This is a genomic window from Mariniluteicoccus flavus (assembly GCF_054776655.1).
Map to the genome: position 1 here is coordinate 19,027 of NZ_BAAHBN010000007.1, position 12,330 is coordinate 31,356.

The following is a 12,330-nucleotide window of genomic DNA, read 5'->3' on the forward strand; positions in this document are numbered from 1 at the left end:
GAACGGCCATGAGCCAGCACGCAGACCAGAGCATCGACCTCCTCAGCTACGACGTCATCGTCGTCGGCTCCGGCACCGGCATGCTCGCCGCCATCACCGCGGCCGACCGCGGGCTGAGGACCCTCCTGGTCGAGAAGGCGCCCCACCTCGGCGGCTCGACGGCGATGTCAGGCGGCGGGTTCTGGATCCCCAACAACTCGATCCTCGCCGACCATGGCGCACGCGACAGCCGCGAGCGCGCCGGCGACTACCTCGACAACCTGATCGGCGACGTCGCACCGCGCGAGCGCTATCAGGCCTACCTCGACCACGGGCCCGCTGCGGTCACCATGCTGCGCAAGTACGCCCCCAACCGTTTCGTGCACATGCGCGACTACCCCGACTACTTCACCGACATCCCCGGGGCCGCGCCCAGCGGCCGCGCCTGCGAATCCGACGCCTTCGACGCATCGGTCCTCGGCGACGACCTGAAACTGCTCCAACCCACGTCGATGGAGAGCCCGGTTCCCATGCCGATCACCGGGGCCGACTACCGCTGGATCAATCTCATGACGCGTCAGCCCCGCGGCCTGCTGACCGCCGCGAAGCGTGTGACCCAGGGCGTCGGCGGCAAACTCATCAGGCGCCACTACCTCGCCGGCGGCCAGGCCCTGGCGGCCGGGCTCATCGCCGGACTCCGCCGGGCGGGCGTCGACATCTGGACCGAGGCGCCGCTCACCGGCCTTCGCACCGACGGCGGCCGCGTGACCGGCGTGACCGTCCGGCGCGACGGACGAAGCGTTGACGTGGCCGCGAGCCGCGGCGTGATCCTCGCCTCGGGCGGGTTCGAGCACAACCTCCAGCTGCGCCAGAAGTTCCAGTCCCCCGCCCTCACCGAACACTGGGGCCTGGGCAGCCGCGCCAACACCGGCGACGTCCTCGAGATCGCCGCCGCGGCGGGAGCCGACATGGCCTTCCTCGACCAGGCGTGGTGGTTCCCCGCGATCCCCAACCCAGCAGGCGGTTCGCCGCTCGCCATGCTCGCGGAGCGCTCACTGCCGGGCAGCATCATCGTCGACGGCACCGGCCGCCGCTTCTTCAACGAGTCGGTGAACTACATGACGGCCGGGCAGGAGATCCTCGGCCAGGACGACGGCGGGGCGCCACACCTGCCGATGTGGCTCATCATCGACACGAACCACCGGAACCGGTACCTGTTGGGCACGCGCGCCATGCCCGGCATGGACCTGCCCAGGTCCTGGTATGACGCCGGCATCGCCAAGAAGGCATCGACGATCGCCGAACTCGCCACCCAGCTCGGCCTCCCGGAACTCACGTCCACCGTCGAACGCTTCAACCTCATGGCTGGCCAGGGCAAGGACGACGACTTCGGCCGCGGCGACTCGATGTATGACCACTACTACGGCGACCCCCGCCAGTTCCCCAACCCGAACCTCGCGCCGGTGGAGAAGGCGCCGTTCTATGCGGTGAAGGTGGTTCCGGGAGACCTCGGCACCTGCGGCGGCGTACGCGCGGACGCGTACGCCCGGGCCCTGCGTGCCGACGGCTCCCCCATCGACGGCCTCTATGCCATCGGCAACGCCGCCGGCAATGCGTTCGGCACGTTCTATCCGGGCCCCGGCTGCACGATCGGCCAGGGACTGGTGTTCGGCCACGTGGCCGCCCTGCACGCGGCGGGCGAGGCGGCGGCCCGCTGAGCGGCCTCGCTCAGCGACGGCGGCTCACAGGTAGTCGGCCGCCGCAATGTCCTCGGGATCGTCGGCGATGCGCTGGACGAGACGGTCGATCTGGCCGTCGTCCAGCGTGACACCGGCCTCCCCGAGGCCCTCGACGAGCTGGGTGCGGATGGTCTCGGGGGTGGCCGACTCCTCGTAGGAGACGACGCGATCGATGACGGCCTGGAGCGCCTCGGCCTTCGGCCCGGTCGCGGATTCGTTGGTCATGCGGACGACCGTAGCCGACGAGCTGCCCGCCGCCGCACGTGACCCATTGAGACCGAGCCGGTTAGCGCCTACGGTGACTGGGACCGGGTGACCCACGTCACCCTGCCAATCCCGTACGCCGCTGCGTACCGCGCTCAACGAGGAGTCCGCATGACCGTCTACGCCAACCCCGGCACCGAGGGTGCCGTCGTCGCCTTCAGGTCCCGCTACGAGAACTACATCGGCGGACAGTGGGTGGCCCCCGTCAAGGGCGACTATTTCGAGAACCCCTCGCCGGTCACGGGCCAGACGTTCTGTGAGGTCGCGCGCTCGACGGCCGAGGACATCGAGCTCGCCCTGGACGCGGCACACAGGGCCGCCCCCGCCTGGGGCCGCACCTCCCCCGCGGAGCGCGCGGTGATCCTGAACAAGATCGCCGACCGGATCGAGGAGAACCTCGAGAAGATCGCCGTCGCCGAGACGTGGGACAACGGCAAGCCCGTCCGCGAGTGCCTGGCCGCCGACATCCCCCTGGCCATCGACCACTTCCGCTACTTCGCCGGCGCGATCCGTGCCCAGCAAGGCACTCTGAGCCAGATCGATGACGACACCGTGGCCTACCACTTCCACGAGCCGCTCGGCGTCGTCGGCCAGATCATCCCGTGGAACTTCCCGATCCTTATGGCCACATGGAAACTCGCCCCCGCGCTCGCCGCCGGCAACTGCATCGTCCTCAAGCCGGCCGAGCAGACGCCCGCATCCATCATGCTGCTGATGGAGATCATCGGCGACCTCCTCCCCGAGGGCGTCCTCAACATCGTGAACGGCTTCGGCGCCGAGGCCGGCAAACCCCTTGCCTCCAACAAACGCATCGCGAAGATCGCCTTCACCGGCGAGACCACCACGGGCCGCCTCATCATGCAGTACGCGTCCCAGAACCTCATTCCCGTCACGCTCGAGCTCGGCGGCAAGTCGCCGAACATCTTCTTCGACGACGTCGCGCAGGACAAGGACGACTACTACGACAAGGCGCTCGAAGGTTTTGCGATGTTCTCGCTGAACCAGGGCGAGGTCTGCACCTGTCCCTCGCGAGCCCTTGTGCAGAAGGGGATGTACGACTCCTTCGTCGGAGACGCCCTCAAGCGGGTCGAGGCCACCAAGCAGGGCAACCCGCTGGACACCGACACCATGATCGGCGCGCAGGCGTCCAACGACCAGCTCGAGAAGATCCTCAGCTATCTGCAGATCGGCAAGGACGAGGGCGCGAAGATCCTCACCGGCGGTGAGCGCGCCGGCTTCGGCGGCGACCTCGAGAACGGCTTCTACATCACGCCCACCGTCTTCGAAGGCACCAACTCCATGCGCATCTTCCAGGAAGAGATCTTCGGCCCGGTGCTCGCCCTGGCGCCCTTCTCCGACTACGACGAGGCCATCTCCGTCGCCAACGACACGCTCTATGGCCTCGGCGCCGGCGTGTGGAGCCGCAACATCAACACCGCCTATCGCGCCGGCCGCGCGATCCAGGCGGGTCGCGTGTGGGTGAACAACTACCACTCCTACCCTGCCCACGCGGCGTTCGGCGGCTACAAGTCCTCGGGCATCGGACGCGAGAACCACCTGATGATGCTCGACCACTACCAGCAGACCAAGAACCTGCTCGTCAGCTATGCGGAGACCAAGCTGGGATTCTTCTGATGCCCTCGAGCGAGCCCAGCGAGACTCCACGTTCTCCGAGCGAGCTCAGCGAGACTTCACGTTCTCCGAGCGAGCGCAGCGAGTCGAGGAGTCTCGACGCCCGGCCGGCGATCCAGGGCGAGGCGGATTCCCGCGTCGCCCTGACGCCGGCCGCGGCCGAGCTGCTGCGGCTGCTCGTTGATCGCCACGGCCCGCTGATGTTCCACCAGTCCGGCGGCTGCTGCGACGGGTCGTCACCGATGTGCTTCCCCGTGGGCGATTTCCTGACCTCCGACGCCGACGTCCTGCTCGGCACGTTCGACCTCCCCCTCGACGACGGCAGCGAGAGCCCCGTCGAGTTCTGGATGTCGGCCGAACAGTTCGCGCTCTGGCGTCACACCCACCTGACCCTGGACGTGGTGCCGGGGCGCGGTGCCGGGTTCAGCGTGGAGGCTCCGGAGGGCAAGCGCTTCCTGATCCGGTCGCGGATCCTGAACTGAACAGGACCATCACCGGACCAGCAGGCTCACGAGGATCGCGACGATCACCGTGTTGAACGCGAAGGCGATGACTCCGTGGATGGTCAACACCCGACGGATCGTGGCCGACCGCGTCTCGACATCGGTCGTGCCGAACGTCATCTGCGCCGCCCCGGCGAGATATACGTAGTCGGAGAACTCCCGCTCGCCGTCGTCGTGGAAGCCGAGGCAGCGGTGGCGCGCGTCGAGCCGGGCGTAGTGGACCGCGTACGTCATGAGGACGTTCACCCACGAGCCGATCACGGCCACCACCCCGCTCACCAGCAGGACCGCACCTGGCCTGCCCTGGTTAGCCACCGCGAGCCACACGGCGGCGACCAGGGCCACGAACGACATCTGCACCGACCACGACGGCGCCTCGCCTCCGGTGACGAGCGCGCGCTAGTGCTTGTTCCGCAGCATGCGTGCGGTGAGGCCGCGCTCGTGCCGCTCTCCCCACAGCAGTGCGTTCCGCAGCTGCTCACCGTCCATCCGGGCGAAGACGACGTACGTCACCGCGGCGGTGAGCACCGCGAAGGAGCCCCAGAACAGCAGGACCAACACGATCGTCCGCTGGCGTGGGTCCACGTCGCCCAGGACGAAGGTCATGGCGATGGGCACGACCATCGCCACACCGATGCACCACGAGTTGCGATGATAGTCGGAGGCGAGGCGGGGTACGCGTGACAGGTCCGGCTGCGCACGGTGCGATCCCGCACCAGGGGTCGGGTCGGCGGTCATGGGCCCAGCATTCCACCGGAGGGGTCGCACCACGCCGCGCTCAGGGGTCACCCTTGGGGAATCGCCCCGGGCGTACCCCGGTTGTTGCAGTGAACTCTGATCAACGCCGCCGCGACCCGGCAGTGTGGACGGTGTCCGCACCACCGAACGGAAGGTCACCATCGTGAGCACCCTCGTCCGACCCCGCAACCGCATGATCGGCGGCGTGTGCGCCGGCCTGGCGCGCCGCTTCGGCACCAGCCCGAACACCATGCGTCTGATCTTCGTCCTCAGCTGCCTGCTCCCCGGGCCGCAGGTCATCGTGTACCTCGCGCTCTGGGCGCTGCTGCCGAACGAGTGAGCGACATTCCGCACGCAAGCGACGACGGCCGGACCCCCATCGGGGTCCGGCCGTCGTGGCGTCGGCGCGATGTCAGGCGCGCAGCGTCTTCACCGCTCCGGCCAGCGGCACGAGTTGGTCGAGCGCGGTGGTGAGCTCGCCCTCGCGACGCTCGCTCGCCTGGAACCCGTTGTCGCCGAAGTCGGTGAACAACGACAGCGATACCTGGGCGCGCGTGGCCTGGAGGAACACGTTCGCCACGATGCCGCGCCACTGCTCGACCGCGCGTACGCCGCCGTCGGCCCCGTAGCTCACGAAGGTCACCGCCTTGTTGTTCCACTCGGGGTAGATCACGTCGACGGCGTTCTTGAGGGCCGCGGGCACGCCGTGGTTGTACTCGGGGGTGACGAAGACGAAGCCGTCGAGCGAGTCGATCTTCTGGCTCCAGCGGCGCGTCGCCTCGCTCTCGTACTGGCGGTTCGCGGCGCCCGGGACGGTCGGCTCGGTGAGCAGCTCGAGGTCGTAGTCGGCGAGGTCGACGAGCTCGAACTCGGCGTCGTCGCGCTTGCTCGCCACCTCGTTGACCCAGCGCGCGACGCCCTCGCCCGCGCGGCCCTGACGGGTGCTGCCCAGAATGATGCCGATCTTCATGGAGGTCCTTTCGTTGGAATGTTCAACCATCTTCAACGTAGGGCACTCCCCCTTTAGTCCCGCTCCGCCCACCGGAATAGGCGCCGGGTCGACCCCGTTGTCCCAGGCGTAGGAGCACCCATGAGCAGGACGACGAAAGGACCCACATGTCTCGCATCACCCTGATCGGCGGCCACGGCAAGGTGGCCCTCCTGGCGGCCCCGCTGCTCGCCCGCAAAGGCCACGACGTGCGCTCGGTGATCCGCAATCCGGACCATGCCGATGACGTCACCTCGGCCGGGGCGACGCCGGTCGTGGCCGACGTCGAACACCTCGACACCGGCGAGCTCACCGAACTCCTCCGGGGCAGTGACACAGTGGTCTGGTCGGCCGGCGCAGGCGGCGGCTCCCCCGAGCGCACCCGCGCCGTCGACCGCGACGCAGCCGTGCGTTCGATGGACGCGGCCGCGGCCGCGGGTGTCGGGCACTACGTGATGGTGAGCTATTTCGGGGCCGGACCCGATCACGGCGTCGACCCCGAGAATCCCTTCCACGCCTATGCCCAGGCGAAGACCGATGCCGACGCCCACCTGCGCGCGAGCTCGCTGGCCTGGACGATCCTGATGCCCAGCACGCTCACGCTCGACGATCCCACCGGATCGATCGACGTGACCGCGTCCGAGGCACAGGAAGTCTCCCGGGCCGATGTGGCCGCGGTGCTCGCCGAGGTGGTCCAGCGCCGCGATTCCCTTGCGGGCACGGACATCCCGTTCAACGCCGGTTCGACCCCCATCGCCGAGGCGCTCGACACGGTCGCCCGCTGACGGGGTTCTAGCCTGCGAGCCTCTCCATCGTCGCCGTGTCCGGATCGCCTCCCCAGAAGCGATCCAGCACGGCGACGAACGCAGGCTCGTCGGGATCAGCCTCGCGGAACAGCGTCATCGAGGACCGCAGCTTGACGGCGTCGATGCCGCCCATCAGGTCCTCGGGCGAATCGGTCGGACCGTCGGCGACAACCAGTGCGGCCTCCCGCAATCGCTGCCCCAGCACGGGATGCGCGAGATAGGCGCGAGCCTCGTCGAGCGAGGTGATCGCATACCGCTGGGCCATCGCGCTGCGGCCGAGGCCGGCGATCTGGGGGAACACGAACCACATCCAGTGGCTGTCCTTGCGCCCACGTCGCAGCTCGCCGAGGGCCGTGTCGAAGGTGCCGCCCGCCTGGGCGTCCACGAAGCGTTCGAGGTCGAAGGTGTCGGTCATCCCCCAACTGTGGCAAGGCGCCGGTGGCGCGCCCACGGCGGGCTCCGATTTCGGTCCTCGCCCCTCGTGTCGTACTCTGAAGTCACGTATCCGCCCAGTCTTGCCGCGGATGCGCGGTGACGTCGTAGCGCTTCTTCGCCGCCCCCCACCTGCCCCAGCAGGTGTGTTGCACGGGCGAGACCACCCACGTTCCCCAATGGAGAATTCTTTGACCACGCAGTCCTTCGTCGCCCTCGGCGTGCCCGCGAACCTCGCAGCCGTCCTCGAGCGACAGTCCATCACCACGCCCACCCCCATTCAGGCGGCGACCCTGCCCGACTCCCTCGCGGGTCGCGACGTGCTCGGCCGCGGCCGCACCGGCTCCGGCAAGACGTACGCCTTCCTCCTCCCCCTCGTCGCCAACCTGGTCGCCTCCGGGAAGAGCCGTCGCGCCAAGGCGCCGCGCTCCCTGATCCTGGCGCCCACGCGCGAGCTCGCCAACCAGATCCACGACGCGCTGAAGCCGCTGGCCGAAGCCGCCGGCCTGCGTACGCACGCCATCTTCGGCGGTGTCGGCCAGAACCCGCAGGTCAAGGCGATCGGCGCCGGCCTCGACGTCCTCATCGCGTGCCCCGGACGCCTGGAGGACCTGATGAACCAGCGCCTCTGCTCCCTCGACGCCGTCGAGATCACGATCCTCGACGAGGCCGACCACATGGCCGACCTCGGCTTCCTGCCCGGGGTCAAGCGCATCATGGACAAGACGCCCAGGAACGGGCAGCGCCTGCTGTTCTCGGCGACGCTCGACGGCGGCATCAACGTGCTCGTCCAGCGCTACCTCACCGATCCGGTGACCCACCACGCCGACTCGGCCCAGTCGCCGGTGTCGACGATGAGCCACCACGTGCTCCACGTCGCCAAGGACGATCGCCTCGCGATCCTCGCCGACCTGACGAGCGCCCCGGGCCGCACCGTCGTGTTCAGCCGCACCAAGCACGGCGCGCGCAACCTCGCCCGCCAGCTGAACGGCCGTGGCGTTCCCACCGTGGAGATGCACGGCAACCTCAGCCAGAACGCGCGTACGCGCAACATGGCCGCGTTCCACGCGGGCGAGGCGACCACCCTCGTGGCGACCGACATCGCCGCGCGCGGCATCCACGTCGACGACGTGTCCCTCGTGATCCACGCCGACCCGCCGGCCGAGCACAAGGCCTACCTCCACCGCTCGGGCCGCACCGCGCGCGCCGGCAACGAGGGCACCGTCGTCACCCTGATGACCGACGCCCAGGTCGCCGATGTCCGCACCCTGACGCGCGCCGCCGGCATCAAGCCGACGACGACGAAGGTTCACGCCGCCCACCCCCTGCTCACCGAGCTCGCCCCCGGCGAGCGCACGCTGGTTCCGGGCGGTCTCAAGATCGCCGTGCCGACCGAGAACCCGGGCGGCAACGGTGGCGGGGGCGGTCGTGGCCGAACGGGTCGCACTGGCTCCGGACGCGGTGGTTCCGGGCGTGGCCAGGCCGGCTCCGGCCAGGGTCGATCGTCCAACGGTGGCGGCTCGGCCCGCGGTTCCCGCGGGGGTCGCGGTGGCGGCTCGCGCGGGGCCCGCGTCAGCGCCTGACCCTCATGTCGACACGTGCGGGCGATGCCGTAGCGTCGCCCGCACGACCCATCCAGCGCCCGACGCCAGCGCGAGGAGCACCCCATGAGCAATGAACTCGAGTTCATCAGGGGCGTGGACAAGCTTCACGCCTTCTACACCGAGAACGTCCGCATGCTCGCCCACGCGTACGACCTGACGGATGAGGACGCCGCACGCCTCCTCGACCAGTTCGACTTCCGCAACGTCGCGCGCAGCATCCTGCGGCCACCGCGGGTCGACGTCCTGGACAAGCCCGACCTGACGCCGTGACGGTCTCGCTCCTCGGCGGTCGATGATTGTCGTCGGGGGCTCGCCTAGAGTCCGGGGGTCGAAGGAGCCCCCATGACCCACACCGCCGCGGACGAGACGCCCGCCGCCGACACCCCCGTCGGCAACCCGATCACGAACCGACGCGTGCTGCTCGGCAGCCTGTCCGGTTCGGCCATCGAGTGGTACGACTTTTTGCTCTACGGCACCGCCGCCACGCTGATCTTCAACAAGCAGTATTTCCCGGCCGGCGACCCCTTCGTGGCGACCATGCTCGCCTGGATCGGCAACCTGCTGACCTTCGTGATCCGTCCGTTCGGCGGCGTCTTCTTCGCCCACATCGGCGATCGCATCGGCCGCAAGAAGACCCTTGTCCTGACCCTCTCGATGATGGGTCTCGGCACGGTCGCGATCGGGCTCCTCCCGACCTACGGCCAGATCGGCATGGCGGCCCCGGCGCTGCTCTACCTCTGCCGCATCATCCAGGGCCTCGCCATCGGCGGCGAGTGGGGCGGCGCGCTGCTGCTGGCCTACGAGTACGCGCCCCGCGAGCGCCGAGGGTTCTTCGGCTCGGTCCCCCAGACGGGCGTGACCATCGGCCTGCTCCTCGGCAACGCAGCGATCCTGCTGGCCGGCCTGCTGCCGAACTCCCAGTTCGAGAGCTGGGGCTGGCGCCTGCCGTTCATCTTCAGCATCGTGCTGGTGGCCGTCGGGCTCTGGATCCGCAAGGGCCTCGACGAGACCCCCGCCTTCCGCAAGCTGCAGAGCTCGGAGAAGGTCGAGAAGCTCCCGCTCGCCACCACCCTCACCCACCACTGGCGCGCCGTGCTGGTCGCCGTGCTCACCAAGGCTGCGGAGACCGCGCCATTCTACATCTTCGCGACCTTCATCGTCTCCTACGGCACGCGCCAACTCGGCTTCACCCGCCCTCAGGTCCTCAACGCGGTCCTGTTGGGCGCGCTCGTGTCGACCATCTTCATCCCGATCTCGGGCTGGCTGTCCGACCGCTTCGGGCGACGGCAGGTCTACATCGTCGGCATCGTCGCCCTCGGCCTTGCCTCGGTGGCCTACTTCCCGCTGGTGGCCACGCGCAACACCACACTCCTGTACGCCGCGTCCGTCCTGGCGCTCGGCGTCGCCTGGGCGCCGGTGACAGCCACACTGGGGACGATGATGTCGGAGACGTTCTCCGCCAACGTGCGCTACACGGGCATCACGCTGGGATACCAGATCGGCGCCGCACTGTTCTCCGGCACGGCTCCGATGATCGCCGAGTGGCTGGTCAAGGAGTGGAACGGGGCCTGGTGGCCGGTGGCCACCTATCTGGCGGTGATCTGCGCCGTGTCACTCGTGGCGGCGCTGTTCTCGCGCCGCATCGCCGTCGACGAGGACGATGACGCACCCCACCACACCCCCACCCCCGAGAACGGAGCCCGCGCATGACCGCACCCCGCTGGATCGACGCCGACCAGGTGATGGACCTCGGGCCCGCCCGCGCCCGCGAACTCCTGAGGACGGCGCTCGCCGAGGGGCTCGACCCCACCCTCGACCCGGCGCGCCTCGGCGCTCCCGCCGGCACGGGCCAGCTGCTGGTCATGCCGTCGGTCTGGGGACCGTCGGCCGGCGTGAAGGTCGCGTCGGTGTCGCCCGACAACCCCGAGCGCGGGCTCCCCCGCATCCAGGCGCTCTATGTCCTGATGGATGCCGAGACGCTCACGCCCCACACCATCCTCGACGGGGCGGCACTCACGACCCTGCGTACGCCGGCCGTCTCTGCGGTGGCCATCGACGCCCTGTGCGCCGCCGAGGTCGACACCGTGGTGATCGTCGGCAGCGGGCCACAGGCCGTGGGCCACGCCGACGCGGTGCTGGCCGCGCGCCGACCCCGCCACATCGTGGTGTCGGGCCGGGACGCCGAGCGGGCCCGGGCCTGCGCCTCCGAGATCGCGCGCGACGGGGTGGAGGTCTCGTCGACGACCGACCGCGACGAGCTCAGGGCCGCGGTCGAGAAGGCCCAGCTGGTCGTGTGCGCGACCGGCGCGGGCGAGCCGGTCATCGATTCGGCGTGGGTGGCCGATGGCGCGTGCGTCGTCGCCGTGGGCTCCCACGACCCCGACCGCCGCGAGCTCGGCGGCGCCCTCCTGGGCCGGAGCCTGGTGGTGATCGAGGACGGGGCGACCGCGCTGCGTGAGGCCGGCGACGTCGTGATGGCGATCGCGGAGGGCCACGTGACGACCGACGATCTCGTGACGCTCGGCGAGGTGGTGCGGGGCGAGGTCGACCTCCCGGCCGGTCGCCCCCGGGTCTTCAAGAGCGTCGGCATGGCGTGGCAGGACCTCGTCGTGGCCGACGGGATCGCGCGCACCACCTGACGTTCTCCGAGCGAGCGCTTCCCTCAAACGTTCTCCGAGCGAGCGCTCTCCTCGAACGTTCTCCGAGCGAGCGAAGCGAGACGAGGAGTCAGCCCCCCAGCCCCCGCGGCGTCGGCCGATCGGTCGCCTCGTGACCCGGGGCCACGCCCTCGACATCGCTCGCCCGCAGGGGCGTACACGGCTCGTCGCCGATGTGGGTGGCGCTGACGTCCAGCACGAAACCCACGTGATCGCCGCCGGTGTCGAGGACGGCCACCCTGCGCCCGACGAAACGGTGTGCGACAGCCGCCAGCATCGGCACCCCGTGCGGCCCCTCGACCACCTCGATGCCGTCGAACGTCGGTTCCTCGTCGCCGGTGTGGTGTCCGAGCGCCAACGCCAGGTCGCGGTGGTCGACGCCGAGCAGGTGGACGCCGAGGACCTCGGCGAACAGGGCCACGCGATAGGTGTGGTTGGCCCGCGACAGCCACACGATGTGGCGCGGCGGATCGATCGAGCACTGGGTGTGGAACCCCACCAGGCACCCCGCGCGCTCGACCCCGTCGGTCGCGGTGACCGCGACCAGCGCGACGTCGACGTCGGCCATCCACTCGTCGTACGCCGGGTCGGTCATGCGGACCGCTCCCCCGCGTCGACCCGCTCGGGCGCACGCCGGGCCGCGTCGAGCGCCGCCAGCGCGAAGCCCACGATGAGCAGCACCCCGCCGATCGGGGTGATGGCGCCCAGCCAGCCGATGCCCGTGGCGACCAGCAGATAGAGCGAACCGGAGAACACCGCCGCGCCGGCGACGAGGAACCACGGCGCGCGCCGCTGCCCACCCATCGCTCCGAGGGCGAGCAGGCCCAGCGCGGCGTACATCTGATAGCGGACGCCGGTCTCGAACGTCGCGAGGCGCTCGGGCGTGACGAGGTCCTTGAGCCCGTGGGCGCCGAACGCCCCGAAGGCGATGCCGAGGGCGGCGAGGAGGGCTCCGGTGATGATCGAGGTGCGTGACGACATGATGTGA

Annotated in this window: 16 protein-coding genes; 9 read left to right on the forward strand and 7 right to left on the reverse strand. The window is 69.9% G+C overall.

The genetic code is table 11. The features are described 5' to 3' along the window. Nucleotides 1-8 precede the first annotated feature (8 nt). Nucleotides 9-1,697 carry an FAD-binding protein gene (locus ACYVAG_RS12335; protein WP_460770080.1) on the forward strand — a complete coding sequence of 563 codons (1,689 nt, stop codon included), beginning with the start codon at nucleotides 9-11 and terminating at the stop codon, nucleotides 1,695-1,697. Nucleotides 1,698-1,721: 24 nt separating this feature from the next. On the opposite strand, the gene ACYVAG_RS12340 is transcribed toward ACYVAG_RS12335, so the two are convergent. Beyond that, complete coding sequence (locus ACYVAG_RS12340) at nucleotides 1,722-1,943, reverse strand: hypothetical protein (RefSeq protein WP_460770081.1); 222 nt, start codon at nucleotides 1,941-1,943, stop codon at nucleotides 1,722-1,724. Nucleotides 1,944-2,093: 150 nt separating this feature from the next. Here ACYVAG_RS12340 and exaC point away from each other — a divergent pair, with 150 nt between their 5' ends. Then, complete coding sequence (gene exaC, locus ACYVAG_RS12345) at nucleotides 2,094-3,617, forward strand: acetaldehyde dehydrogenase ExaC (protein WP_460770083.1); 1,524 nt, start codon at nucleotides 2,094-2,096, stop codon at nucleotides 3,615-3,617. Then, nucleotides 3,617-4,096: a DUF779 domain-containing protein gene (locus ACYVAG_RS12350; protein WP_460770084.1), complete on the forward strand. Its 480-nt coding sequence runs from the start codon at nucleotides 3,617-3,619 to the stop codon at nucleotides 4,094-4,096. Before exaC ends, ACYVAG_RS12350 begins: the two co-directional genes overlap by 1 nt. A 9-nt stretch (nucleotides 4,097-4,105) precedes the next feature. Here ACYVAG_RS12350 and ACYVAG_RS12355 read toward each other — a convergent pair whose 3' ends face one another. Continuing rightward, nucleotides 4,106-4,471: a DUF1345 domain-containing protein gene (locus ACYVAG_RS12355; RefSeq protein WP_460770280.1), complete on the reverse strand. Its 366-nt coding sequence runs from the start codon at nucleotides 4,469-4,471 to the stop codon at nucleotides 4,106-4,108. A gap of 45 nt (nucleotides 4,472-4,516) precedes the next feature. Continuing rightward, nucleotides 4,517-4,855, reverse strand: a complete 339-nt coding sequence (locus ACYVAG_RS12360; protein WP_460770086.1) for a hypothetical protein — start codon at nucleotides 4,853-4,855, stop codon at nucleotides 4,517-4,519. 163 nt (nucleotides 4,856-5,018) lie between these two features. Here ACYVAG_RS12360 and ACYVAG_RS12365 point away from each other — a divergent pair, with 163 nt between their 5' ends. Further along, entirely contained in the window at nucleotides 5,019-5,195 is a 177-nt protein-coding gene (locus ACYVAG_RS12365; RefSeq protein WP_460770088.1) for a PspC domain-containing protein, read from the forward strand. 72 nt (nucleotides 5,196-5,267) lie between these two features. Here the strand turns inward: ACYVAG_RS12365 and ACYVAG_RS12370 are convergent, their stop codons facing one another. Continuing rightward, entirely contained in the window at nucleotides 5,268-5,825 is a 558-nt protein-coding gene (locus ACYVAG_RS12370) for an NADPH-dependent FMN reductase (RefSeq protein ID WP_460770090.1), read from the reverse strand. 146 nt (nucleotides 5,826-5,971) lie between these two features. On the opposite strand from ACYVAG_RS12370, the gene ACYVAG_RS12375 reads away from it, so the two are divergent. Continuing rightward, on the forward strand, nucleotides 5,972-6,628 hold the full coding sequence (locus ACYVAG_RS12375) for an SDR family oxidoreductase (RefSeq protein WP_460770091.1): 657 nt from the start codon (nucleotides 5,972-5,974) through the stop codon (nucleotides 6,626-6,628). Between the two features lie 7 nt (nucleotides 6,629-6,635). Here the strand turns inward: ACYVAG_RS12375 and ACYVAG_RS12380 are convergent, their stop codons facing one another. Further along, on the reverse strand, nucleotides 6,636-7,064 hold the full coding sequence (locus tag ACYVAG_RS12380) for a DUF1810 domain-containing protein (protein WP_460770092.1): 429 nt from the start codon (nucleotides 7,062-7,064) through the stop codon (nucleotides 6,636-6,638). Nucleotides 7,065-7,272: 208 nt separating this feature from the next. Here ACYVAG_RS12380 and ACYVAG_RS12385 point away from each other — a divergent pair, with 208 nt between their 5' ends. The 4 genes from ACYVAG_RS12385 to ACYVAG_RS12400 all read left to right on the forward strand — a co-directional run bounded on the left by ACYVAG_RS12385 (nucleotide 7,273) and on the right by ACYVAG_RS12400 (nucleotide 11,324). Then, entirely contained in the window at nucleotides 7,273-8,664 is a 1,392-nt protein-coding gene (locus ACYVAG_RS12385; protein WP_460770094.1) for a DEAD/DEAH box helicase, read from the forward strand. A gap of 84 nt (nucleotides 8,665-8,748) precedes the next feature. After that, nucleotides 8,749-8,955, forward strand: a complete 207-nt coding sequence (locus tag ACYVAG_RS12390) for a hypothetical protein (RefSeq protein WP_460770095.1) — start codon at nucleotides 8,749-8,751, stop codon at nucleotides 8,953-8,955. Nucleotides 8,956-9,027: 72 nt separating this feature from the next. Next, complete coding sequence (locus ACYVAG_RS12395; protein ID WP_460770097.1) at nucleotides 9,028-10,395, forward strand: MFS transporter; 1,368 nt, start codon at nucleotides 9,028-9,030, stop codon at nucleotides 10,393-10,395. Next, entirely contained in the window at nucleotides 10,392-11,324 is a 933-nt protein-coding gene (locus tag ACYVAG_RS12400; protein WP_460770099.1) for an ornithine cyclodeaminase family protein, read from the forward strand. Before ACYVAG_RS12395 ends, ACYVAG_RS12400 begins: the two co-directional genes overlap by 4 nt. Before the next feature lie 88 nt (nucleotides 11,325-11,412). On the opposite strand, the gene ACYVAG_RS12405 is transcribed toward ACYVAG_RS12400, so the two are convergent. Further along, entirely contained in the window at nucleotides 11,413-11,937 is a 525-nt protein-coding gene (locus tag ACYVAG_RS12405) for a flavin reductase family protein (protein WP_460770101.1), read from the reverse strand. Beyond that, nucleotides 11,934-12,323 (reverse strand): DUF423 domain-containing protein, encoded by a 390-nt coding sequence (locus tag ACYVAG_RS12410; protein WP_460770102.1) that lies wholly within the window; start codon nucleotides 12,321-12,323, stop codon nucleotides 11,934-11,936. The genes ACYVAG_RS12405 and ACYVAG_RS12410 overlap by 4 nt, the downstream gene beginning before the upstream one ends. Nucleotides 12,324-12,330: the final 7 nt, after the last annotated feature.

Coding starts and splice junctions, on each gene's coding strand:
- ACYVAG_RS12370 (WP_460770090.1), bottom strand. CDS start 5,825: ATGAAGATCGGCATCATTCTGGGCAGCACCCGTCAGGGCCGCGCGGGC.
- ACYVAG_RS12405 (WP_460770101.1), bottom strand. CDS start 11,937: ATGACCGACCCGGCGTACGACGAGTGGATGGCCGACGTCGACGTCGCG.
- ACYVAG_RS12395 (WP_460770097.1), top strand. CDS start 9,028: ATGACCCACACCGCCGCGGACGAGACGCCCGCCGCCGACACCCCCGTC.
- ACYVAG_RS12355 (WP_460770280.1), bottom strand. CDS start 4,471: ATGTCGTTCGTGGCCCTGGTCGCCGCCGTGTGGCTCGCGGTGGCTAAC.
- ACYVAG_RS12400 (WP_460770099.1), top strand. CDS start 10,392: ATGACCGCACCCCGCTGGATCGACGCCGACCAGGTGATGGACCTCGGG.
- ACYVAG_RS12410 (WP_460770102.1), bottom strand. CDS start 12,323: ATGTCGTCACGCACCTCGATCATCACCGGAGCCCTCCTCGCCGCCCTC.
- ACYVAG_RS12380 (WP_460770092.1), bottom strand. CDS start 7,064: ATGACCGACACCTTCGACCTCGAACGCTTCGTGGACGCCCAGGCGGGC.
- exaC (WP_460770083.1), top strand. CDS start 2,094: ATGACCGTCTACGCCAACCCCGGCACCGAGGGTGCCGTCGTCGCCTTC.
- ACYVAG_RS12340 (WP_460770081.1), bottom strand. CDS start 1,943: ATGACCAACGAATCCGCGACCGGGCCGAAGGCCGAGGCGCTCCAGGCC.
- ACYVAG_RS12350 (WP_460770084.1), top strand. CDS start 3,617: ATGCCCTCGAGCGAGCCCAGCGAGACTCCACGTTCTCCGAGCGAGCTC.
- ACYVAG_RS12335 (WP_460770080.1), top strand. CDS start 9: ATGAGCCAGCACGCAGACCAGAGCATCGACCTCCTCAGCTACGACGTC.
- ACYVAG_RS12390 (WP_460770095.1), top strand. CDS start 8,749: ATGAGCAATGAACTCGAGTTCATCAGGGGCGTGGACAAGCTTCACGCC.
- ACYVAG_RS12375 (WP_460770091.1), top strand. CDS start 5,972: ATGTCTCGCATCACCCTGATCGGCGGCCACGGCAAGGTGGCCCTCCTG.
- ACYVAG_RS12360 (WP_460770086.1), bottom strand. CDS start 4,855: ATGACCGCCGACCCGACCCCTGGTGCGGGATCGCACCGTGCGCAGCCG.